Raw genomic sequence first — 21,805 nt, 5'->3', positions numbered from 1 at the left:
CAAACGGTCCGGTCACCCGCCCGACGTGGTGGGTTTCTTGCGTGGCGAGCCTTCTCGCGCGCAAGAGTCGATGCCTGTCATCGGCGATCGGTCGACTCGGGCCCCGTCGCGGTGAAATACCGCACCGGGGCCTTTGTGTTGAACAAGGGGTTGCAGTTATTGCCTGCGGTCGTCAGACGACACCGCTTGACCTAGGAGGCCCCATCAGCACTGAGACCCGCATCAACGATCGCATCCGAGTTCCCGAGGTTCGACTCATCGGACCTGGCGGCGAGCAGGTTGGGATCGTGCGTGTTGAAGATGCGCTACGCGTCGCCCTCGAGGCCGATCTCGACCTGGTCGAGGTGGCTCCGGATGCCCGTCCGCCGGTTTGCAAGATCATGGACTACGGCAAGTTCAAGTACGAGACGGCGCAGAAGGCGCGCGAGTCTCGGAAGAACCAGCAGCAGACCGTGATCAAGGAGCAGAAGCTCCGGCCCAAGATCGACGACCACGACTACGAGACCAAGAAGCGCAATGTCGTTCGCTTCCTCGAAGCCGGGTCCAAGGTCAAGGTGACGATCATGTTCCGGGGTCGCGAGCAGTCCCGGCCCGAGCTCGGGTTCCGGCTGCTGCAGCGGCTGGCCTCCGACGTCGCGGACCTGGGTTTCGTGGAGACCTCGGCCAAGCAGGACGGCCGGAACATGACCATGGTCCTCGCACCCCACAAGGGAGCGAAGACCCGCGTGAAGGCGCAGCAGGAATCGGCCGGACGGCCTGCCGCGAGCGCCGCACCCGCCGGTGAGACCCCGGCCGCGGAGCAGGCCGAGTAGGCCACGCCCGCAGTTATACGAACAGACACCGGCGGTCGGCGACGACCGCCGGGACGACCAGATAGAGGAATCCATGCCGAAGATGAAGAGCCACAGCGGCGCCTCGAAGCGATTCAAGGTGTCCGGTAAAGGCAAGCTGCTGCGCCAGCAGGCGAACCGTCGCCACCTGTTCGAGCACAAGCCCACCCGCCGGACTCGTCGTCTGGACGGCACGGAGGTCGTCGCGGCTGCCGACGTCCGTCGCGTGAAGAAGCTGCTGGGTATCTGATCCCCTTCAGGCAGCACCGCGACCGGAGATTCCGGACGCCACCCCTGACCAACCTCCCGGGCGCCGCACGCGCCCCCTATTCGATCAAGGACTGACCAGTGGCACGCGTCAAGAGGGCCGTCAACGCTCAGAAGAAGCGCCGTTCCATCCTCGAGGCCTCCAAGGGCTACCGGGGCCAGCGCTCGCGGCTTTACCGCAAGGCCAAGGAACAGCAGCTGCACTCGCTCACCTACGCCTACCGGGACCGCCGGGCGCGCAAGGGTGACTTCCGCAAGCTGTGGATCGCCCGCATCAACGCAGCGGCGCGCATCAACGACATCACCTACAACCGGTTCATCCAGGGCCTGAAGGCCGCCGGTGTCGAGGTGGACCGCAAGATCCTGGCCGAGCTCGCCGTCTCCGACGCCGAGGCCTTCGCCGGTCTGGTCGCTGTCGCCAAGGCCGCCCTCCCGCAGGACGTCAACGCCCCGGCCGCCTGATCCGGCCGACCCTGTTGACCAAGGGACACCTTTCGGAACGACCCGCGGACGCGCTCTCCGAGCGCAACCCGCGGGTCGTTTCCGCTGTCAAGCTGCACCGCGCGCCGCAGCGTCGCAAGACCGGGCTTTTCCTCGCCGAGGGCGCGAACTCGGTCACCGCGGCACTGGCGACCGGCCGGGTGCGTGAGCTGTTCTATTCGCCGTCGGCCGCGGAACGCGACCACGCGCTGATCGCGGGCGCGGTCGCCGACGGAGTGCGGGCCACGCTGGTGAGCGAGCGCGCGGCCGAGCATCTGGGGCAGACCGTGACCGCGCCCGGCCTGGTCGCCGTGTGCGAGCTGGTCGACGTCGGGCTCGACGAGGTGCTCACCGGCGAGCCGCGCATGCTCGCGGTGCCGGTCGAGATCGCCGAGCCTGGCAACGCGGGCACGCTCATCCGGGTGGTGGATTCGGTCGGCGCCGACGCGGTCGTGCTGGCAGGCGACACCGTCGACCCGCACAACGGCAAGTGCGTGCGCGCCAGCGCGGGCAGTCTGTTCCACGTCCCGATCGCCCGGCACCGCGACGTCGCCGAAACGCTTGACGCGCTGGCCGCCGCCGGGATCACGATTCTGGCCACCGCCGCCGACGGCGAGATCGATCTCGACGACGCCGACGACCTGTTCACCGGCCGCGTCGCCTGGCTGTTCGGCAACGAGGCGCACGGCCTCGACCCCGCCGTCGCCGCCCGCGCCGACCACCGCATCCGCATCCCTATCCGCGGCCGCGCCGAGAGCCTCAACCTCGCGACCGCCGCCGCCATCTGCCTGTACGCGAATTCGCGAGTCCGCTACCGGTAGGGGCGGGGGCGTTCTAGGGTTCGATCATGAGCGCCGGGGACGAACTGCTGCGCCGGATCGAGGGCGATCCCGAACTGGCCGGGCTGCTGGCCTGGCCGAGTGACTTCGACGTCACGCGCCGCGAGCCCGTCGAGGACCTGCGGCTGCCGAACGGAACGCCGCTCACGCCGATCGCCGGTGACGGTGCGGGCGGCACGTTCTTCCTGTGCGGCGCGCCGGGGACGGAGCGCCCGGTGCTGTACGCCGATTCCGAGGGCGGCGCGGTCCTGCTCGCCGCCGATCTGGTGGAGGCGGTCACGTTGATCGCGACCTACCCGTACTGGCGCGATCTCGGCGCGGGCCGTCCGGTGGCCGAGCTGGAGGAGGAGTTCGCCGTAGATCGGCCCGAGTTCCTCGAGGTGCGCGCGGAACTGCTCGACCGGCTCGGCATCGCCGCGCCCGGCGTGGAGGAGGCGGTCGCCAAGATGCGGGCCAGCGCCGCGCGGACGGTCCCGGACTTCCTGCCCGTCGCCCCCGATCTGGACGGCGAGGCGGTGTACGAACCGCTCTGGTGACCGGCCGGATGGAAGGTCCGAGCGGGTTCTGGCGAGCCGACGGGCGATCACGCCGCCGACGCGACCGCTCGCGCCGGGCGAGGCGCATACCTGCGCGGATGCCCGGTTCCATGGACCCGATCGGTGGCTCTAGCACACTCGCCGCGCCGGTAGCGGGTAATCCGCGTGATTCGGACACAGCCGATCCAATAGGATTCCACCAGCAGCAATGTGGGTAGGCAATAAGCCGGACCCGCGAACCGATCCCCAGGGGAGAGACGAACGATCGTGGCCGACGACAACACGGGAGTCGAGCAGAACGCCGAGGGGCAAGTCACCGCGCTGACCGAGGAGGCGCTGGCCGCGGCGGCGGCCGAGGCCGAGAAGGCGTTCGCGGCGGCCGCCGATCTGGACGCTCTCGCGGTGGCCAAGACCGAGCATCTCGGCGGCAAAGCGCCGCTCGCCCTTGCGCAGCGCGCGCTCGGCGGGCTGCCCAAGTCGGAGAAGGCCGACGCGGGCAAGCGGGTGAACGTGGCGCGGGCGCGGGTTTCCGAGGCGTTCGAGTCGCGCCGCGCGGTGCTGCTCGCCGAGCGCGACGCGGCCGTGCTGGTTGCCGAGACCATCGACGTCACGCTGCCCGCCCGCCGTCTCCCGGACGGCGCGCGCCACCCGATCACCGTCATCTCCGAGCAGATCGCCGACGTGTTCGTCGCGATGGGCTGGGAGGTCGCCGAGGGTCCCGAGGTGGAGACCGAGCACTTCAACTTCGACGCGCTCAACTTCCTGCCCGACCACCCGGCTCGCACCATGCAGGACACCTTCCACATCGCGCCGGAGGGTTCGCGCCAGGTGCTGCGCACCCACACCTCCCCGGTGCAGGTGCGTTCGATGCTCGAGCGCGACCTGCCGATCTACGTGGTGTGCCCGGGCCGCACCTTCCGCACCGACGAGCTGGACGCCACCCACACGCCGGTGTTCTCCCAGGTCGAAGGCCTCGCGGTGGACAAGGGCCTGACCATGGCGCACCTGCGCGGCACACTGGACGCGTTCGCCCGTGCCCTCTTCGGCCCGGAGACGCGCACCCGCATGCGCCCGAACTACTTCCCGTTCACCGAGCCGTCCGCCGAGGTGGACGTCTGGTTCCCGGACAAGAAGGGCGGCGCGGGCTGGGTCGAGTGGGGCGGCTGCGGCATGGTGAACCCGAAGGTGCTGATCGCCAGCGGCATCGATCCCGAGGTGTACAGCGGGTTCGCGTTCGGCATGGGCCTGGAGCGCACCCTGCAGTTCCGCAACGGCATCCCGGACATGCGCGACATCGTCGAGGGCGACGTGCGGTTCACCCTGCCCTTCGGCATCCGGTCGTAGCACCGGCCCGATTCCCGAACTCCCTTCGATCGAGAGAGCGAAACCTCAAGTGCGAGTAGCGCAGTCCTGGCTGACCGAGATCATCCAGCGCACCACGCCCGAGTGGTCGGTGACGCCGGAGGAACTGGATGCCGGGTTCGTCCGCGTGGGTCTGGAAGTCGAAGAGGTCGACAAGCTCCAGCGGGTGACCGGTGACATCGACAAGCCGCTGGTGGTCGGCCGCGTCGCCGAGATCACCGAGCTGACCGAGTTCAAGAAGCCGATCCGCTTCTGCAAGGTCGACGTCGGCAACCCCGAGCTGCAGGAAATCGTCTGCGGCGCACGGAATTTCGCCGTCGGCGATCTCGTCGTCGTGGTGCTGCCCGGCGGCGAGCTGCCCGGCGGCTTCAAGATCTCCTCGCGCAAGACCTACGGCCACGTCTCCAACGGCATGATCTGCTCGGTCGCCGAGCTCGGCATCGGCAAGGACCACTCCGGCATCCTGGTGCTGGAGCCGGGCACCGCCGAGCCGGGCACGGACGCCAACGAGCTGCTAGGCCTGAACGACACCGTCATCGAGCTGAACATCACGCCCGACCGCGGCTACTGCTTCTCGGTGCGCGGCTTGGCGCGCGAGCTGGCCTGCGGCTTCGATCTCGAGTACGCCGACCCGGCGGTGCGGACGCTGCCCGACGACGAGGCCGACGCCTGGTCGGTGAAGCTGGAGCCCTCCTCCAAGTGCACCCGCTTCGCGGTGCGCCGGGTCACCGGCATCGACCCGAACGCGGTCAGCCCGTGGTGGCTGCAGCGGCGGCTGCTGCTGTCGGGCGTGCGCCCGATCTCCCCTGCGGTCGACGTGACCAACTACGTCATGCTCGAGCTCGGCCAGCCGCTGCACGCCTTCGACGCCGACAAGCTCACCGGCGGCCTGGTGGTCCGCACCGCGCACAAGGGCGAGTCGCTGCGCACCCTCGACGAGGTGGAGCGGGTGCTCGACGCCGAGGACGTGGTGATCGCCGACGATTCCGGTGTGGTCTCGCTGGCGGGCGTGATGGGCGGCGCGAGCACCGAGGTCGGTTCGCAGACCACCGACGTGGTGCTCGAGGCGGCCACCTGGAACCCGCTGCTCGTCTACCGCACCGCGCGCAGGCACAAACTGGTGTCCGAGGCGGGCAAGCGCTACGAGCGCGTGGTCGATCCCGAGATCAACGTCGTCGCGCTGGACCGGGCCGCCACCCTGCTCGCCGAGATCGCGGGCGGCACCATCGAGCCCGTGCTCACCGACGTGCGGGTGCCGACGCCGCCCGCGGAGCCGATCCGCATCGACATCGACCTGGCCGACCGCGTCGCGGGTGTCACGTACCCGACCGGCACGTCCGCGCGCCGACTCGCCCAGATCGGCTGCACCGTCGAGGTGGCGGTGAACGAGGAGACCGGACACGGTCAGCTCGTGGTCACTCCGCCGAGCTGGCGGCCCGACCTGGCCCAGCCCGCCGACCTGGTGGAGGAGGTACTCCGGCTCGAGGGGCTTGAGCAGATCCCCTCGGTGCTGCCGACCGCCCCGGCCGGGCGCGGACTCACCGCCGCGCAGCGCCGTCGCCGCGCGGTCAGCCGGGCGCTGGCCTTCGCCGGTGGCGTCGAGGTGCCGCCGCCGATGTTCCTGCCCGCCGGCGTGTTCGACACCTGGGGCTTGGACGCCGACGATCCGCGCCGCACCACCACCCGGGTGCTCAACCCGCTCGACGTGGAGCGCGCCGAACTGGCCACCACGTTGCTGCCCGGTCTGTTCGAGGTGGCCGCCCGCAACATCTCCCGCGGCGCCCGCGACCTGACGATCTACGGCATCGCCCAGGTGGTGCTGCCCGGTCCGAACACCAGGGCCGTCGAGGCGCTCGCGGTGGACCGTCGTCCGACCGACGAGCAGATCGCCGAGCTGATCGACTCGCTGCCCGCCCAGCCGGTGCACGTCGGCGCCGTGCTGACCGGCCGCCGCGAGCCGCGCGGGCCGTGGGGTCCAGGACGGCAAGCCGAGGCCGCCGACGCGTTCGCCTTGGCCGATGCCATCGCGGACGCGGCGGGCGTGACCATCGAGCGTCGCGCGGGCGCGCACCTGCCCTGGCATCCCGGCCGCTGCGCCGAGCTGGTGGTGGACGGCCAGGTCGTCGGCCACGCCGGTGAACTGCACCCGGCCGTGCTGGAACGTTCCGGCCTGCCGCCGCGCACCTGCGCGCTCGAGCTGAACCTGGACGCGCTGCCGCTGCGCGAGTCCCGTCCGGTTCCGGTGGTGTCGCCGTTCCCGGCGGTGCTGCAGGACGTGTCGGTGAGCGTCGAGAAGTCGGTGCCCGCCGGCTCGGTCGAGGCCGCGCTGCGCACCGGCGGCGGCGAGTTGCTCGAGGACATCGCCCTGTTCGACGTGTACGAGGGCGCGCAGGCGGGCGAGGGTCGCAAGTCCCTCACCTACGCCCTGCGTTTCCGCGCCGCCGATCGCACGCTGACCGAGGACGAGGCGAGCGCCGCCCGCGACGCCGCGGTCGCCTCGGCCGCCGAGGCGGTGGGCGCGGTCCTGCGCGGTTAGCCGTACCGCCGCATTCGCTCCGGCCACGCGGGCCGAGGCGGACTTCGCCCGCCTGCGCTCATCAGGTGGATCGACGACAGACGCGCAACGGCGTCCTGCCCGGATCGGGTAAGGACGCCGTTGTGTGACCAGGGCCGGTCGTCACCAGGGCACCGGGCCGTCCGCACCGAAGAAGCCACCGGTCGGCCCGTCGGCGCCGAGCGTAGCCAGGCGCACCAAGACCGCCGCGCCCTCCGCGGGCGTCAGGAACCCGGTGTGGTTGTTGCTATCGGTGTCGACGTAACCAGGGGCGACAGCGTTGACGAGGATGCCGTCCTTGCGCAACTCGTTGGCGTATTGCACGGTCAGCGCGTTGAGCGCCGCCTTGGACGGCGTGTACGCCGCCGACGGCAGGAGAGACGCGAAGGGGCCGTCCGGATCGCTCGTGAGGGCCAGGGACGCGGCGTGACTGCTGACGTTGACGACGCGCGGTGCTCGCGAGCGCCGCAACAGCGGCAGCATGGCATTGGTCACCGCGATCACCCCGAAGACGTTGGTCTCGAACACCGACCGGACCATGTCCAGATCGACCGTGCTGGGGAGTTGGTCGTGGGCGTCTTCCGGGGACACCTGCCCGGAGCCGGTGATTCCCGCGTTGTTGATCAGCACGTCGAGCTGCCCGAAGCGTTCCTCGACGTACGTCGCGGCGGCCTGGACGGTGCTCGAGTCGGTGACGTCCAAGGCGATCGCGTGCACACTGCCACCTGCCACGCGCAGCGCCGCGGCGGCCTCTTCGCCGCGTCGCCGGTCTCTCGCACCGATCAGGACTATCGCGCCCTGCGCCGCGAGTGCCTCGGCGGCCGCACGGCCGATCCCCTTGTTGGCCCCGGTGACCAAGGCGATCGTTCGATTTCCGTTGGGCTCGTTCATGGTTCGTCCTCACTCGTGGGTGCTGTGTGCTGAACGAACACAAGACGCCGGAGATCGTGCCCTTGTGACGGAGCAGCCGTGTGACACGGGCAACACGACACGGGCGTTGCGAAACGGTCGCTCCGGGATCGGCGCTCGCGGCGGCAGGCGGCGGGGTGTTCGGGAGTAGCGTGGCGGTTGGCAGCTTTCCTCCGACGACCGGGAGGTCCGATGACCGTACGAGCGGTATGGCGCGAGACGGTGCTCGCCGAGAGCGACGACACCGTGGTGGTGGAGGGCAATCACTACTTTCCCGCGGACGCCGTGCGCCGCGAGTACTTCGAGCCCAGCGAACACCACACGATCTGCCCGTGGAAGGGCACCGCGTCCTACTACACGGTGACCGTCGACGGCGAGCGCAACCCCGACGCCGCCTGGTACTACCCGACACCCAAGCCGGACGCCGAGATGGTGCGCGACCGGGTGGCGTTCTGGCGCGGCGTCGACGTGGTCGTCGACTGAACCCGGCCGCCGAGTCGGGGCGGGTCGGGCAGACTCACCCGGGCCGGGCGGGGTAAGAACGTCTGCATGCGACATCCCGCGGCTCGGATCCTCAACGCGCTGACCTACCTGCCGGAGCGGCAGGTCTGGCAGACGCCCGCCGCGGTCGGCCTGGACTACATCGACCTGTCCCCGCGGACCGACGACGGTGAGACGCTGCACGCCTGGTGGTTGCCCGCGCCGCGCTCGATCGGGCACGTCCTCTTCGCGCACGGCAACGCGGGCAATATCGGCGACCGGGTCGCGATCTTCGCGCTGCTGGTCGCCGCGGGCTTCGACGTGCTCGCCTTCGACTACCGCGGCTACGGCCGCAGCACCGGACGACCCAGCGAGCACGGCACCTACCTCGACGCGCGTGCGGCGCGCGCCGCGCTGCTCGCCCGGCCGGAGGTGGACCCGAATCGGGTGCTGTACCTGGGCAAGTCGCTGGGCGGCGGTGTGCTGCTCGAGCTGGCCGTGGCGCATCCGCCCGCCGGGTTGGTGCTGATGTCGACCTTCACCGGCATCCGTGACGCGGCCGGGTCGATCTACCCGTTCCTGCCGCGCCCGCTGATCCCCGACGCCTACCCGAACCTGCGGAGGATCGCCGGACTCACCGCGCCGGTGCTGATCATGCACGGCGACCAAGACGAACTGCTACCGCTGCGCAATGCCGAGCGGTTGTATGCCGCGGCGCCGGAACCGAAACGGCTCGTGGTGGTGCCGGGCGGCGGGCACAACGACCTCATCGCGCTGCTCGGCGCCGAATGGCCCGCCACCCTGCGGGCCTGGGCGATGGAGGTGCTCGCCGAATAGCACGGGGCGAGCGGTCTGTTCCGGTGCGTAGCCTGGCGTTATGAGCGATACGAGAGAAATCCTCGCCCGACTCGCCGCCCTGCCGGACGCGGAACTGGCGGCGACGTTGCGCGCCGCGGTGGAGGGGCGCTCGACGTTCTGGGCCGTCCGCGCGGCCCTTGACGAGCTGATCGGGGCGGGTGATACGAGCACCGGGTCCGATGTGAGTCCCGCCACGTCCGGCGCTTCGGTTTATGACAGCGTCGCGGACGCGTCGGCATCCGGGCAGGTCGGAGGCGGTTTCCCGGTACCGGCGGTACCGGTTCAACCGACCGGTATCACCGCACCGCCCGAGACCGGCGGATATTCGCCATCCGGGGTGCCTACTTTCGAGTCGGTTCGCGATAAGGTCGAGCAGCGCTTCGGCACTGCGCAGGGGATGGGTGAGCTCGACCGGCAGACCCCGGCGGGCCGCAGCGCCGACGAACGATTCGCCGCGCGCGAGAAGGCCGCGCGGGAACGTCTGGACCAGATACGGAAATCGCTGCGCGGCAACGACGCGGGCTGACCCGCGCTGGTCCGACCTGTGCCGGACCGAGAACGAATGGGTGGAATTTCGATGAGCGAGCCGCGTGAGATCGCCGAACGGCTGCTGGATGCCCAGGTGGAGTGGCTGCTCGCCGAGGTGACCGGCGACCGTTTCGCCGAGGTGGTCGCCCGCGATGTCGAAGCGGTGCTCGGCGTCGCCGACACGCTCCTGTTCCGCGAAGTCGTGGAGATCGACCAGGCGAAGCAGACGGTCGCGACAATCGTCGACCTGATCGGCGGCAGTCCCGTCCTTGCCGACATGGTCGGGGTGTTCGCGGACTCGATCTACGACAACATCGCGGCCAACCACGACTACACCCTCGGCGAGGTGGTCGAGCGGGAGCCGGTGGAGGCGTTGCTGGAGAAGATCTTCGGCATGCACCAGGCCCAGGAGCGCATCCTGGACCGGCTCACCGAGAGCCCGCTGGTCGCCACCGTGGCCTCGAAGTTCGTCGACAAGCTGATCAACGACTTCATGCAGGCCAACCGGGAACGCGCCGAGAAGATCCCCGGCGTCTCCTCGCTCATGTCGCTGGGTCAGTCGGCCGCCAACCGCGCCAAGAAGGCCGCCGACGGCACCTTCGTCGGCGATCTCGCGGGCAAGGGCGCGATGTTCGCGCTCAAGCGCACCAACAACGCGATCCGCGAGATGCTGCGCGACGCACCCGTGCACTCGGCCGCCATGGAGTTCTGGGATCTGCACGCCGACGAGCCGGTCAGCGGCCTGCGCGAGTACCTGACCCAGAAGGATCTCAACGAACTCGTGCTGCTCTGCTACGAGATCGCCGTGACCACCCGCGAGAAGGAGTACTTCGGCCTGCTCGTCGAGGAGTGTGTCGAGGTGTTCTACGCCAAGTACGGCGACTACACGCTCGCGGCCATGCTGCCGGAGCTGGGCCTTTCCGGCGACGACATCGCCACCGAGATCCTGCGCTACGGTCCTGCGGTGATCGAGGGCGCGAAGCGAAACGGTGTGCTGGCCAAGCTGATTCGCGAGCGGCTCGAGCCGTTCTACACCTCGGACGCCGTGCTCGGCATCCTCGCCGACGCGATCGGCTGAGGACTCGGCGACGTGTTGTGAGCCACTGAAGCGGCTTTCGACAGCGTCGGTGCGGTTTCCGATGATTCCTCGCGCGGTTTCGAAGGTGCCGTCGCGGGTATTCGAAGCCGATGGCTCGGTATTCGACGCCACCGGGATGGCTTTGCGAAGGTGCTGATGTGGTGCACTTCACCTGTGCCGCGGTCACCGTCGCGGGCGGCGGGGTGTGAGCGGATCGAAACCGCGAAAATACTGGATTACCAGCGTGTTTAGAATGGTGACCGGTGTCCGTTTTGTCGGATTTTCGCGTTGACACCCCCCGCTGTGCTGTGACAGCTTGCTCCTGATTCCGCGCGTTCGTCCCCGAACCGTCGCGGTCGCAGTTCGCGAGGAGCGGGGTGGTACGTGTGCGTTCGAGGCCGCAAACAGGCGGCGCGGCAATGGTTTCGGCCGCCGCGTCGGAACCCGCCGGTGTCGGAAGGATAGTTCGGCCGCGCACCATTCGGGGCCGATTGGCCAGAATCCTGTTCGTCTCGCTGACTTTGGTGCTCACGCTGCTCGGCATCACCCTCGCCAGGGAGGTTCAGGCGTTCCAGCGCAGCGGGAACACCGTGGACGCGGTCTCGCTGGCGCTGGTCGTCCAGGACCTGTTGCACGAGGCGCAGCGGGAGCGCGGTCTGAGCAACGGACTGCTCGGCGGCGACATCCGGCTGCACCAGGCCGTCGCCGACCAGCGCGCGGCGACCGACCGGGCGCTACGCGCGCTCGACGCCGAATTGTCCCGTGGCGCATCGGGTTCCGATGAGATCCGGGTCGCGGTCGGTCAGCTCGCCGGATTGCCCGCGGTCCGCGCCCAAGTCGACGCGGGCCGGATCGGCCGGGCGGCCGCGTTCCAGTTCTACACCGATTCCATCGACGCGCTGAACCGTCCTCGGCTTGGTCTGGACCAGGCTCGCGACGCCGAGGTGCGGCACGGTCTGCTCGCGCTGTACGCGCTCGGCGAGGCGAAGGAGCAGACGGCGCGCGAGCGCGGCTTCCTCAACGGGGTGTTCGCCGCCGACGGCTTCGAGCCCGGCGAGTACGTGCACTTCCTCGACATCCGGGCCGCCAAGACGGCTGCGCTCGCCGCGTTCGCGCGCGACGCCACCGCCGCGCAGCGGGAGCTGCTCGACACCGTACTGCGCGGAGCCGACGCGACCAACGCGGCCGAATCCGAGCGCGTGGCCATCGATTCCAGCGGCGGGCCGCTGCCGCGCCGGGTGGATCCGAGCATGTGGTGGACGCAGATGACGGCCGTCATCGATGACCAGCGCGCCGTGCAGCAGGCCGTCGGCGACGCGGTGCGACAGCGCGCGGCCGAGCTGCGCCGGACCGCGGCGCTGACCCTCGCGGGGTTCCTGATCGCCGCGCTGCTCGCGATCGCGGTCGAGATCGCCTTGGTGGTGGCAGGCGTGCGCGCCATCGTGCGGCCGCTCGCCGTGCTGGCCGCCGAGGCCGACGACGTCGCGGGGCGGCGGCTGCCCGAGGTGATCGCCGCGTGGCACGCCGGTGGCGACACGCAGCCGGATCGACCGCGGCCGGTGCGGACGCCGCCCGGCGCCGCGGTCGAGATCGCGGCTGTCGCAACCGCTTTGGATCGCGTGCAGGCCACCGCCTACGACCTGTCCTCGGAACAGGCGCTGCTGCGCCGCAACAGCACCGAGTCCATGGCGAATCTGGCCCGCCGCAATCAGAATCTCGTCCGGCGCCAGCTCGGTCTGATCAGCGAGTTCGAACGCGAGGAACTCGATCCGAAGGCGCTGTCGAATCTGTTCGAACTGGACCATCTCGCCACCCGCATGCGCCGCAACGCCGAGAGCCTGCTGGTGCTGGTCGGCGAGGGCAGTCCGCGGCGCTGGGCCGAACCGATCGCGCTCACCGACGTGATACGCGCTGGCCTGTCCGAAGTCGACGACTACCGCAGGGTCGTGCTGCGCCGCATCGATGAGGTGACCGTCGCGGGCGCGGTGGTCAGCGAGCTCGCGCACATGCTCGCCGAATTGATCGAGAACGGACTCGCCTTCTCCCCACCGGATCTGGAAGTCGAGATCCACGGCAGGAAGCTGCCCGGCGGGTACCTGCTCGCGGTGGTCGACCACGGCGTCGGCCTGCCACCGGACCAGCTGGCCGAGGCCAACGCTCGTCTGCGCGGCGATCGCGATTTCATGGTCGCCCCGACCCGCTACCTCGGTCACTACGTGGTGGGCAGGCTCGCCAAGCGGCTGGGCATCGACGTCGAACTGACGGTCGCGCCCGTGTGCGGCATCGTGGCGCGGCTGTTGCTGCCGACGGAACTTCTCGGGGGACAAGACAATTCGTCGTCCGGGCCGGCCGGTTCGGGCGGCGGCGGGAAAGCGGCTGGAGAACCGCTGTCACGGGTCGGCGCGGCAGGAGAACGCACCGGTCCGCTGGCGCCAGCGCCGCACCCGGCGTCCATCGAGGCAAACGGCGTCGGAGACGGTCGCGCGACACCGGATTCCTCCGAGGTGAACGGCGCCCGACATGGTATGGCCGAGCGGTCGACGCGGGCCGTCGGCTCCTCGATGGCCGAGGGACGGCCCGGCGTCGGTACCGGAGTGGTTCGGCGCGAATCTCCCTCTGCGCACGCGCTTTCCGCCACTATCGGTCCCCGGCACCGAGCCGTGGGCGTTAGTGACACTCGACTACCTGCCGACCAGGGCGAATCCCCTTGGTTCCGCGCTCCTTCGGGCGACGAGCAACCAACGGTGCAACGCACGCGCAACGGACTGGTCAAGCGCACCAAGCGAACTCGCCCCGCGGCGGAGAGCGCCGCTCAGCGCCGATCCGTCCAGCGCCCACCCGCCGCCCCCGCCGTCGAACGTTCACCGGACGAGGTGCGCGGCATGCTCGCGGCCTTCCGCACCGGCCACCAGCGCGGCAGCGATCCCGCTCCGCGCGTCGAAACACGCACGCGCACCGCCGATCCGGCCGAGACCACCGCAGTAGCAACGACGATCCTGAAGGGGAGCCCGTGACCACACACCTGCCGCAGACCGCCGACCCGCACACCTTCAACTGGCTGCTCGCCAACTTCGTTCGCGACACCGATGGCGTCCGCGACACCGTCGCCGTCTCCTCCGACGGCCTGCTCATCGCGATGTCGGACGGCTTGGACCGCGCAGGCGGAGACCGGCTCGCCGCCATGGTGTCGGGTCTGGCGAGTCTGGCGAGAAGCGCCTCGCGCAGTTACGAGTTCGACGGCCTGAAGCTGATCATGATCGAGATGAAGCGCGGCTTCCTGCTGGTCTCCGCGCTCGGCGACGGCAGCTGCCTCGGAGTGATCGCCGAGGGCGGCTGCGACGTCGGGCTGGTGGGCTACGAGATGGCGGTGCTCGCCGAACGCGCGGGCACCCTGCTCGATCCGGCTCTGATCTCGGAACTCAGAGAGACGTTGCGCAGATGAGGGATTCGGCCGCCGACGCCTTCGTGCGTCCGTTCGTCCTCACCGCGGGGCGCACCACCCCGTTGCTGGACGGTTTGCGCATCGAAACCCTGGTGCAGGCGCCGCCCGCCGCGCTCTCGGCCCCGCTGCGCTTCGAGCAGCGCACCGTGGTGCGGCTGTGTCAGCGGCCGCATTCCATCGCCGAGGTCGGCACCGCGCTGCGGGTGCCGGTTGGCGTCGCGAAGGTGATCGTCAGCGATCTCGTGGCCGCGGGCCACGTGACGGTCCGCGACGCCCAGGAACTCTCCACCGCAGCCATCGAGAGGATCAGGGATCTTGTACGGGCACTCTGACGCGGCGGTTCCGCTCGTGGAACCGGCGCTGCCTTCGTCGGTGAAGATCGTCGTCAGCGGCGGTTTCGGCGTCGGCAAGACCACCTTCATCGGCGCCATCTCCGAGATCGAGCCGTTGGTCACCGAAGCCGCCATGACCGAGATGGCGGTCGGCGTCGACGATCCCGGCCACCGCGCGGACAAGACGCAGACCACCGTCGCGCTCGACTTCGGGCGCATCACGCTGGACAGTTCGCTCATCCTCTACCTGTTCGGCACGCCGGGCCAGGACCGTTTCGTCTTCCTCTGGGACGACCTGGTGGACGGCGCGCTCGGCGCGGTCCTCGTCGTGGACACCGACCGGATCGAGGACTGTTTCCCGGTGCTGGACTACTTCGAGGAGCACGACACCCCGTTCGTCGTGGTGGTGAACCGCTTCGAGCGCGGCGCGTGCTTCGAGCTCGACGAGGTGCGCGAGGCGCTGGGACTCGACGCGTGGATCCCCGTCCTGGAATGTGACGCGCGACGGCGCGAGTCGGTCAAGCAGGTGCTCGTCGGTCTGCTGGAACAGGTGCTGCTGCACCGTCTTTCGGCGCCGCACCGGACGGCGCGGGAGGTTGGCTGACCCGGCCGCGCCGCTCGGCTAGCGTGGGGCGAATGGGCGAGCACAAGCAGCGGATGCTGCGCGGGGAGTTGTACAAGGACAGCGATCCCGAGCTGGTCGCGGAGCGGCAGCGTGCGCAGTCGCTGTGCGACGAGTTCAACAGGACCGCCCCCGACGAGACCGCGCGGCGCGAGCAGGTGCTGCGCGAGTTGCTGGGCAAGCTGGGGGAGGGGTCCTGGATCATGCCCCGGTTCCAGTGCGACTACGGCTATCTCATCGAGATCGGCGCTAACAGCTTCCTCAACTACGACGCCATCCTGCTCGACTGCGCGGCCATCACCATCGGCGACGACGTCTCCATCGGCCCCCGCTGTCAGCTGCTCACCGCCCTGCATCCGATGACCGACCACGAGGCGCGACGGCAGCGCTGGGAGTCGGCGGCCCCGATCGCCATCGGCGACAACGTGTGGTTCGGCGGCGGCGTCATCGTCTGCCCCGGAGTGACGGTCGGCGCGAACACGGTGGTCGGCGCGGGCAGCGTCGTCACCCGCGACCTCCCCGATGCCGTCTTCGCCGCGGGCAACCCGGCGCGAGTGATCCGCACTCTATAGCCGGTCCACGGACCCGGCGACCGATGCGTGGAGTTGCCGATCACTCCGCGGCGCGGCTGAGCACCGCGATCGGCAGACGTCGCGAGCTGAGCGCTTGATACGTCGCGAGGTCGGGGTAGTGGGCGACAAGGACCCGCCAGCGCGCCGCGTATTCGTCGTCGTCGGTCACCACCCGCGCGGTCACCGGCCACGTCTCGTGACCGACCTGCGCCTGTCCGCCGCCCGCGGCGACCAGATTGCCCCACCAGTTGGGCGGCTTCGGGTGGCCGCCGAACGAGCCGCTGACCAGCAGGTCGTCGCCGTCCGGGATATACATCAGCACGACCGAACGCGGCAGGCCGGTCTTGCGGCCCGGCACGGTCAGCTGGAACACGGGCCGACCGAGCCACTTGCCGAACCGGGTGCCGCCGAACCGGGCGTACAGCCGACTGTGCAGCCGGCCCTGCCACTTGCTGATCGCGGTCAACCTGGTGGAACCGAAGTGGGCGAACCGGCCGGTTCGGCTGAGCTCGGCGGGACCGCTGTCGGATCGTTCGGCCATCGGAATCCTCGGGTTCGGAGCCGTTGTGCCGTCCACGTTACCGGCGCGATTCCGGGGCGTCTCGACACCGGCGCGGGGGAGTGTGATCCTGACACGTCCGTCGCGTCGTTCGGTGGGAACCGGCAGTAGGGTCGATCTCATGACCGAACCGCGGATCGAGACCGAACAGGACGCGACCCGGCCGCTGCGCGACGACATCCGGTTTCTGGGTGGCGTGCTCGGCGACACCATCCGTGATCACGAGGGCCCCGAGGTCTTCGACCTGATCGAGCGGGTCCGCATCGAGGCGTTCCGGGTGCGGCGCGAGGAGGTCGGGCGCAGCGCCGTCGCGGAGATGCTGCGCGGCGTCGACATCGCGGTGGCGCTGCCGCTGATCCGCGCCTTCACCTATTTCGTGCTGCTGGCCAACCTGGCCGAGGACATTCAGCGCGACCGCCGCCGCGCGGTGCACACCGCCGCGGGGGAACCGCCGCAGGACTCCTCGTTGGCCGCCACCTACCGCAAGCTCGACGCCGCCGCGCTGAACGGCGCGGAGGTCGCCGACCTGCTCACCGACGCGCTGGTCTCGCCGGTGATCACCGCGCACCCCACCGAGACCCGCCGCCGCACCGTGTTCGACGGGCAGACCAAGATCACCGAGCTGATGCGCCGCCGCCAGCGCTACGCCGAGACCGAACCGGAGCGCGCCGACCTGGAGCTGCGCATCCGCCGCCAGGTGCTCTCGCTGTGGCGCACGGCCCTGATCCGGTTGGCGCGCTTGCGGATTCAGGACGAGATCGCCGTCGGTCTGCGCTACTACGAGCTGACCCTGCTCGACGTCATCCCCGCGATCAACGCCGAGGTGCGCGCCGCGCTGCGCTCCCGCTGGCCCGGCGCCGACCTGCTGACCCGCCCGATCCTGCGGCCCGGCTCCTGGATCGGCGGTGACCGGGACGGCAACCCCTACGTCACCGCGGATGTCGTGCGGCACGCGGCCACCCAGGCCTCGGCGGTGGCGTTCGGCCGCTACCTGCGCGACCTGGTCGAGCTGGAGAAGACGCTGGCGCAGTCCGCGCGTCTGGTGCGGGTGACCCCGGAGGTGGCCGCGCTCGCGGAGGCGGGCTATCCGGATCCGACCGCGCACGCCGACGAACCGTATCGCCGTGCGCTGCATGCCATTCGGGCCCGCCTGACGGCCACCGCGACCGCCGCGCTCGGTGCGCCGCCCGCCGACGGGATCACCGACACCGACGCCGCGCCGTATCCCACACCGCGCGCCCTGCTCGACGACTTGGACGCCATCGACGCCTCGATGCGGGCCACCGGCGACGGCCTGCTCGCCGACGACCGGCTCGCCGCGCTGCGCCACGCCGTCGAGACCTTCGGCTTCCATCTCCAGGGCCTGGACATGCGGCAGAACTCGGAGGTGCACGAGCAGGTCGTCGCCGAACTGCTCGCCTGGGCGGGCGTGCACGCCGACTACCGGAGCTTGCCGGAGCGCGAGCGGGTCGACCTGCTCGCCGCCGAGCTGCGCACCCGCAGGCCGCTGCTCGGTCCGTACGCCAGGTTGAGCGATCTGGCCACCGGTGAGGTCGCCATCATGCGGGCAGCCAAGGACGTCGTCGACACCTTCGGCGCGGAGGCCGTGCCGAACTACATCATCAGCATGTGCACCTCGGTCAGCGACATGCTGGAGGCGGCGCTGCTGCTGAAGGAGGGCGGCCTGCTCGATCCCGGCGAGCCGGACGGCCCGCCGCACTGCTCGGCGAACATCGTCCCGCTGTTCGAGACCATCGAGGATCTGCGGGCGGGCGCGGACACGCTCGCCGCGGCGCTCGAGGTGCCGGTGTACCGAGAACTGGTGGCCGCCAAGGGAATGCGGCAGGAGGTCATGCTCGGCTACTCCGATTCCAACAAGGACGGCGGGTACCTTGCCGCGAACTGGGCGCTGTACCGCGCGGAGCTGGACCTGGTGGACGTCGCCCGCAAGGCGGGAATTCGGTTGCGGCTCTTCCACGGTCGCGGCGGCACCGTCGGCCGCGGCGGTGGCCGCAGCTACGACGCCATCCTCGCCCAGCCCGCTGGCGCGGTGCACGGTTCGCTGCGGCTCACCGAGCAGGGCGAGGTGATCGCCGCCAAGTACGCCGAACCCGGTGCGGCGCATCGCAATCTGGAATCGCTCATCGCGGGCACCCTGGAGTCGACGCTGTTGGACATGGAAGGACTCGGCGCCGACGCCGAGCCGTCCTACGAGCTCATGGACGATCTCGCGGCGAGGGCGCGCGCCGCCTACTCGCGGCTGGTGCACGAGACGCCCGGATTCGTCGAGTACTTCCGCCAATCGACGCCGGTTGCGGAAGTCGGCGATCTGAACATCGGCAGCAGGCCCGCCTCCCGCAAACCCACCAGCTCGGTGGCCGATCTGCGCGCCATCCCCTGGGTGATGTCCTGGAGCCAGGCCCGAGTGATGCTGCCCGGCTGGTACGGCACCGGGGCCGCGCTGGAGGAGTGGGTCGGCGGCGATCCGGAACGGCTCGCGACGCTGTCGGATCTGTACCGGCGCTGGCCGTTCTTCCGCACGGTGCTGTCCAATCTGGCGCAGGTGATGGCCAAGAGCGATCTCGACATCGCCGCGCGTTACGCGGAATTGGTCGACGACGTGGCGTTGCGCGAGCAGATCTTCGGCATGATCCGCGAGGAGCACGCCAGGACCCTGCGCATGCACGCCGCCATCACCGGCCACGAGCAGCTGCTCGCGGACAACCCGTCGCTGGCGGAGTCCATTCACAACCGCTTTCCGTACCTGGAGCCGCTCAACCAGATGCAGGTGGAGCTGTTGCGCAGGCTGCGCGCGGGCGATGACTCGGAGTTGGTGAAACGCGGCATCCTGTTGACGATGAACGGCCTGGCCACCGCACTGCGCAATTCGGGGTAGCGGCGACGGCCTGCGAAAGGACTACGGCACAAGCCTGTTTCGCGGCGTGGCAGAGCGCGACCTCGACCGGCGCCTCCTCGTGCGCCCGCCGAAGGTGCGGCGCAGGTCCGGATGGTGCGGATTCCGTGCCACCGATCGCGATCGGTCGAGCGCGCGGGAAAGTCGATCACTCGCGCGGGCGCCGGTCGCCGATCGCGCGCGACGGCGGGGTGAAAGGTGCGCTCGCGCGCGGTAGATCGCGCGCGACACCGGCAGCGGGACCATCGCGATCGAGGACCGTTCCCGCGCGAACTGACGCGCGCGGAGGCGAACAACTATGCGCGGGCGGTCGTCGATCGCGGGCTCTCACGACAGCCGTTCTCGTCATCGGCAGCCTACCGATTTTCGTCCGACGCAATAGTCCGGAATCGCCATGTGGGTGCTCCCGGGCCGACCGAACCAGCGGGGTTGCGAGGGCGCATGAGAATGTCAGTGGCGCGAGCTGGGGAAACGGCCTGGCTGGCCGTTTAGCTGCGCCGGTCCGGACAGCGCATCGATGACGAGGTCCTGGCCCACATCTCCCCGGCCCACAGCGCCAACATCATTCTTCGGCGCGATCGAGGTCGACATCGACGCCGAACTCGCCCAGCTCGGCCCTACCGGCTACCGACCGCTGCGGGTGCGCGACACCCTGTTCTGACCTCATCTCAGCGCTCCGGACGCCTTGGATCGACATCCTGTAATAGCCGATAGTGGACGATTGTCGAGTAGTCAGAATGGTTGCCTGACAAGGCCTTACAGCGCCTGCACGTGCGGGCGTGCCAGGATGGGCCGCATGACTCCCGTTCCGGAAGGCACCGCGCTTCCTGCCGATCCCGCCCAGGCGTACAACTACGACAGCATTGCCGAGGGGTATACCGCAGAGAACGAGACCAGCCTGCTGAACGCTTACTACGAGCGGCCCGCGGTGCTGGAGCTCGCCGGGGACGTGAGCGGTCGGCGGATCCTCGACGCCGGGTGCGGATCAGGTGCTTTATTCGCTGAACTGCGCGATCGGGGTGCCATGGTGACCGGCATCGACGCGAGTGCCGGAATGCTGGAGGTGGCTCGACGCCGACTGGGCACCGACGCGGACCTGCGAATCGCCGACCTCGCGAACCCACTCCCGTTTCCCGACGACGCGTTCGACGACGTCGTTGCATCCCTGGTGCTGCACTACCTGCAGGACTGGGGACCGACACTGACAGAGTTGCGGCGCGTCCTGAAGCCCGGCGGTCGGCTCATCGTCTCGGTCGAGCATCCTTTCGCCATCTGGGTCACCGAACGCTCGGCTGGGAAGAAAACCGACTATTTCCAGACCCGCGAGCGGACCGAGGAGTGGACCTTGGGCGGGCAGTCCGCCCGGTTGCATTTCTGGGACCGGCCGCTGCACGCGATGACCGATGCTTTCACCGCGTCGGGTTTTCGCATCAGTGTTATCAGTGAGCCGCCGCCTGTGGCTGCGGCCCGCGATGTGTTTCCGGAGGTGTTCCGTGAAGTCATCGGCGAAAGTTTCTTGGGTTTCCTGTTTTTCGTCCTCCAGGCAGACTGAGCCATTGCGACCTCGCACCACCGACGAAGCAGCACATCGATCACGCCGAACGCCCTGCCACGCCGCTGGTCGTGCTGTCCGAATCGGTCAGCACAGTCGGCGGAATGCGCGATCACGCTCCGCATTCTGCGCGTTCGGCAGACTTTACCCGGGCAATCTCTTTGCCCTGGATAACAGCGAGGACATCCTGGTGGGCAGCGGGCGACCACTCGACGCACTCTGGCACGAAGACGCACCCTGGTTCTGGGAGCTCAACGCCTGAGGCTCTCGAACGCAACGAGAACCGGCCAGAGTATCTGGCCGGTTCTCACGTTCCAGGCTCGCACGCTGCGTAGCGGTCCGGCGCGGACCGGGGCGGGCCGAGGACTATTCCTGAGTCAGAGTCAGGGTCCGGTTCTCGGTGGTGTCCATATGGATCTCGACCTGGCTCATGTCCTCGGCGTCAGGTGGCAGGTAGGCGAACGCGGCGGTGATCTCGACCGCACGGTCATCGTAGTAATACGTCATGAGTTCATTGCCGTCGCCGTCGTGAGCATCCGCGAGATTCGGGCCCTCGCCGTAGTCGTAGCCCAATGGCACCCTGACCTTCGTCTGCCGAGATTCGCCGTCACAGGTCACCTGACCCAGCGCCTCGTCTTTCATGCGGACGGGTTGGCCTTCCGGGCTTGTGAACCGTTCGGACTCGACCTTGACCCACAGGGCGTTGGCCTGGCCGGGTTCGCAGACGTAGGTGATCTCGGCGACGACCCACCAGCTGTAGTCGCCGTGTGCGTCTGTGAACGCTCTCCCGATCCATATGCTGGTCGTTGCGCTGGCCGGTCCGGCCACATTGACCAGTACAGCGGCGGTCAACGCCAGTATCGAAGCGAAAAGTCTTCCACGAACCACTATGTGTGCCTTTCGGTGTCGGCAGGCGGTGGGACAGATCCGTCGAGCAGATCGCAGCCTAGACCACCCACGCAGCAGTTATGCGTAAGCCCTATGGATAGTCCTGTAGGGATGCTGGACACCTGAACCCAGGCAGAACGAGAAACCGGTCTGCTCGCGTGACTTTTCTCGCGGATGTTCCCTGACCCCCTGACCCCCTGACC

The 21,805-nt window shown here is 69.4% G+C and carries 22 protein-coding genes; 19 read left to right on the top strand and 3 right to left on the bottom strand.

Annotated elements, in window-relative coordinates:
• The first annotated feature begins 158 nt into the window (after positions 1-158).
• The 7 genes from infC to pheT all read left to right on the top strand — a co-directional run bounded on the left by infC (position 159) and on the right by pheT (position 6,850).
• The gene (infC, locus tag NAM01S_RS32940; RefSeq protein WP_084483526.1) at positions 159-812 is read left to right on the top strand and encodes a translation initiation factor IF-3; all 654 of its coding nucleotides are present in this window, start codon (positions 159-161) and stop codon (positions 810-812) included.
• Between the two features lie 73 nt (positions 813-885).
• Positions 886-1,080 (top strand): 50S ribosomal protein L35, encoded by a 195-nt coding sequence (gene rpmI / locus NAM01S_RS32935; protein WP_040706116.1) that lies wholly within the window; start codon positions 886-888, stop codon positions 1,078-1,080.
• A 98-nt stretch (positions 1,081-1,178) separates the two neighbouring features.
• Positions 1,179-1,559, top strand: a complete 381-nt coding sequence (gene rplT / locus NAM01S_RS32930) for a 50S ribosomal protein L20 (protein WP_039797323.1) — start codon at positions 1,179-1,181, stop codon at positions 1,557-1,559.
• 14 nt (positions 1,560-1,573) lie between these two features.
• Entirely contained in the window at positions 1,574-2,398 is an 825-nt protein-coding gene (locus NAM01S_RS32925) for a TrmH family RNA methyltransferase (RefSeq protein ID WP_067793133.1), read from the top strand.
• A gap of 26 nt (positions 2,399-2,424) precedes the next feature.
• Positions 2,425-2,952, top strand: a complete 528-nt coding sequence (locus NAM01S_RS32920) for a hypothetical protein (protein ID WP_067793131.1) — start codon at positions 2,425-2,427, stop codon at positions 2,950-2,952.
• Positions 2,953-3,219: 267 nt separating this feature from the next.
• Positions 3,220-4,296: a phenylalanine--tRNA ligase subunit alpha gene (gene pheS, locus NAM01S_RS32915; RefSeq protein WP_067793129.1), complete on the top strand. Its 1,077-nt coding sequence runs from the start codon at positions 3,220-3,222 to the stop codon at positions 4,294-4,296.
• A gap of 49 nt (positions 4,297-4,345) precedes the next feature.
• Entirely contained in the window at positions 4,346-6,850 is a 2,505-nt protein-coding gene (gene pheT, locus NAM01S_RS32910; RefSeq protein WP_067793128.1) for a phenylalanine--tRNA ligase subunit beta, read from the top strand.
• A gap of 141 nt (positions 6,851-6,991) precedes the next feature.
• Here pheT and NAM01S_RS32905 read toward each other — a convergent pair whose 3' ends face one another.
• Positions 6,992-7,759 (bottom strand): SDR family oxidoreductase, encoded by a 768-nt coding sequence (locus NAM01S_RS32905; RefSeq protein ID WP_067793126.1) that lies wholly within the window; start codon positions 7,757-7,759, stop codon positions 6,992-6,994.
• Positions 7,760-7,969: 210 nt separating this feature from the next.
• Between NAM01S_RS32905 and NAM01S_RS32900 the strand changes: the two genes are divergently transcribed.
• The 9 genes from NAM01S_RS32900 to NAM01S_RS32860 all read left to right on the top strand — a co-directional run bounded on the left by NAM01S_RS32900 (position 7,970) and on the right by NAM01S_RS32860 (position 15,689).
• Entirely contained in the window at positions 7,970-8,260 is a 291-nt protein-coding gene (locus tag NAM01S_RS32900; RefSeq protein WP_067793124.1) for a DUF427 domain-containing protein, read from the top strand.
• A 66-nt stretch (positions 8,261-8,326) separates the two neighbouring features.
• Entirely contained in the window at positions 8,327-9,094 is a 768-nt protein-coding gene (locus tag NAM01S_RS32895; protein ID WP_067793122.1) for an alpha/beta hydrolase, read from the top strand.
• 40 nt (positions 9,095-9,134) lie between these two features.
• Positions 9,135-9,641 (top strand): PspA/IM30 family protein, encoded by a 507-nt coding sequence (locus NAM01S_RS36015; RefSeq protein WP_174554889.1) that lies wholly within the window; start codon positions 9,135-9,137, stop codon positions 9,639-9,641.
• Between the two features lie 51 nt (positions 9,642-9,692).
• On the top strand, positions 9,693-10,721 hold the full coding sequence (locus NAM01S_RS32885; protein ID WP_067793120.1) for a hypothetical protein: 1,029 nt from the start codon (positions 9,693-9,695) through the stop codon (positions 10,719-10,721).
• A gap of 491 nt (positions 10,722-11,212) precedes the next feature.
• Positions 11,213-13,735 carry a sensor histidine kinase gene (locus tag NAM01S_RS32880; RefSeq protein ID WP_253799210.1) on the top strand — a complete coding sequence of 841 codons (2,523 nt, stop codon included), beginning with the start codon at positions 11,213-11,215 and terminating at the stop codon, positions 13,733-13,735.
• Positions 13,732-14,163 (top strand): roadblock/LC7 domain-containing protein, encoded by a 432-nt coding sequence (locus NAM01S_RS32875; protein WP_084483511.1) that lies wholly within the window; start codon positions 13,732-13,734, stop codon positions 14,161-14,163. Before NAM01S_RS32880 ends, NAM01S_RS32875 begins: the two co-directional genes overlap by 4 nt.
• On the top strand, positions 14,160-14,495 hold the full coding sequence (locus tag NAM01S_RS32870) for a DUF742 domain-containing protein (RefSeq protein ID WP_067793118.1): 336 nt from the start codon (positions 14,160-14,162) through the stop codon (positions 14,493-14,495). The genes NAM01S_RS32875 and NAM01S_RS32870 overlap by 4 nt, the downstream gene beginning before the upstream one ends.
• A 28-nt stretch (positions 14,496-14,523) precedes the next feature.
• Positions 14,524-15,099, top strand: coding sequence for a GTP-binding protein (locus tag NAM01S_RS32865; RefSeq protein ID WP_084483525.1), 576 nt, complete (start codon positions 14,524-14,526; stop codon positions 15,097-15,099).
• Positions 15,100-15,131: 32 nt separating this feature from the next.
• Positions 15,132-15,689, top strand: a complete 558-nt coding sequence (locus NAM01S_RS32860) for a sugar O-acetyltransferase (protein ID WP_067793117.1) — start codon at positions 15,132-15,134, stop codon at positions 15,687-15,689.
• Between the two features lie 40 nt (positions 15,690-15,729).
• On the opposite strand, the gene NAM01S_RS32855 is transcribed toward NAM01S_RS32860, so the two are convergent.
• The gene (locus NAM01S_RS32855) at positions 15,730-16,230 is read right to left on the bottom strand and encodes a nitroreductase/quinone reductase family protein (protein ID WP_169810944.1); all 501 of its coding nucleotides are present in this window, start codon (positions 16,228-16,230) and stop codon (positions 15,730-15,732) included.
• Positions 16,231-16,369: 139 nt separating this feature from the next.
• Here NAM01S_RS32855 and ppc point away from each other — a divergent pair, with 139 nt between their 5' ends.
• From ppc to NAM01S_RS32845, 3 genes are all read left to right on the top strand, one after another.
• Positions 16,370-19,144, top strand: coding sequence for a phosphoenolpyruvate carboxylase (ppc, locus tag NAM01S_RS32850; protein WP_067793108.1), 2,775 nt, complete (start codon positions 16,370-16,372; stop codon positions 19,142-19,144).
• Between the two features lie 535 nt (positions 19,145-19,679).
• Positions 19,680-19,823: a hypothetical protein gene (locus NAM01S_RS35900; RefSeq protein ID WP_169810942.1), complete on the top strand. Its 144-nt coding sequence runs from the start codon at positions 19,680-19,682 to the stop codon at positions 19,821-19,823.
• 135 nt (positions 19,824-19,958) lie between these two features.
• Entirely contained in the window at positions 19,959-20,714 is a 756-nt protein-coding gene (locus NAM01S_RS32845; protein ID WP_067793334.1) for a class I SAM-dependent methyltransferase, read from the top strand.
• Between the two features lie 366 nt (positions 20,715-21,080).
• Here the strand turns inward: NAM01S_RS32845 and NAM01S_RS32840 are convergent, their stop codons facing one another.
• Entirely contained in the window at positions 21,081-21,566 is a 486-nt protein-coding gene (locus tag NAM01S_RS32840; protein ID WP_067793107.1) for a hypothetical protein, read from the bottom strand.
• Between the last annotated feature and the right edge of the window lie 239 nt (positions 21,567-21,805).

This window comes from Nocardia amikacinitolerans NBRC 108937 (assembly GCF_001612615.1).
Classification (GTDB): domain Bacteria; phylum Actinomycetota; class Actinomycetes; order Mycobacteriales; family Mycobacteriaceae; genus Nocardia; species Nocardia amikacinitolerans.
This window is presented reverse-complemented; position numbering and strand designations above follow the sequence as displayed.

Bases quoted from the DNA above. Each gene is read 5' to 3' on its own strand.
- rpmI (WP_040706116.1), top strand. From the start codon at position 886: ATGCCGAAGATGAAGAGCCACAGCGGCGCCTCGAAGCGATTCAAGGTG.
- NAM01S_RS32920 (WP_067793131.1), top strand. From the start codon at position 2,425: ATGAGCGCCGGGGACGAACTGCTGCGCCGGATCGAGGGCGATCCCGAA.
- NAM01S_RS32905 (WP_067793126.1), bottom strand. From the start codon at position 7,759: ATGAACGAGCCCAACGGAAATCGAACGATCGCCTTGGTCACCGGGGCC.
- NAM01S_RS32900 (WP_067793124.1), top strand. From the start codon at position 7,970: ATGACCGTACGAGCGGTATGGCGCGAGACGGTGCTCGCCGAGAGCGAC.
- NAM01S_RS32895 (WP_067793122.1), top strand. From the start codon at position 8,327: ATGCGACATCCCGCGGCTCGGATCCTCAACGCGCTGACCTACCTGCCG.
- NAM01S_RS36015 (WP_174554889.1), top strand. From the start codon at position 9,135: ATGAGCGATACGAGAGAAATCCTCGCCCGACTCGCCGCCCTGCCGGAC.
- NAM01S_RS32885 (WP_067793120.1), top strand. From the start codon at position 9,693: ATGAGCGAGCCGCGTGAGATCGCCGAACGGCTGCTGGATGCCCAGGTG.
- NAM01S_RS32870 (WP_067793118.1), top strand. From the start codon at position 14,160: ATGAGGGATTCGGCCGCCGACGCCTTCGTGCGTCCGTTCGTCCTCACC.
- NAM01S_RS32860 (WP_067793117.1), top strand. From the start codon at position 15,132: ATGGGCGAGCACAAGCAGCGGATGCTGCGCGGGGAGTTGTACAAGGAC.
- NAM01S_RS32855 (WP_169810944.1), bottom strand. From the start codon at position 16,230: ATGGCCGAACGATCCGACAGCGGTCCCGCCGAGCTCAGCCGAACCGGC.
- ppc (WP_067793108.1), top strand. From the start codon at position 16,370: ATGACCGAACCGCGGATCGAGACCGAACAGGACGCGACCCGGCCGCTG.
- NAM01S_RS35900 (WP_169810942.1), top strand. From the start codon at position 19,680: ATGACGAGGTCCTGGCCCACATCTCCCCGGCCCACAGCGCCAACATCA.
- NAM01S_RS32845 (WP_067793334.1), top strand. From the start codon at position 19,959: ATGACTCCCGTTCCGGAAGGCACCGCGCTTCCTGCCGATCCCGCCCAG.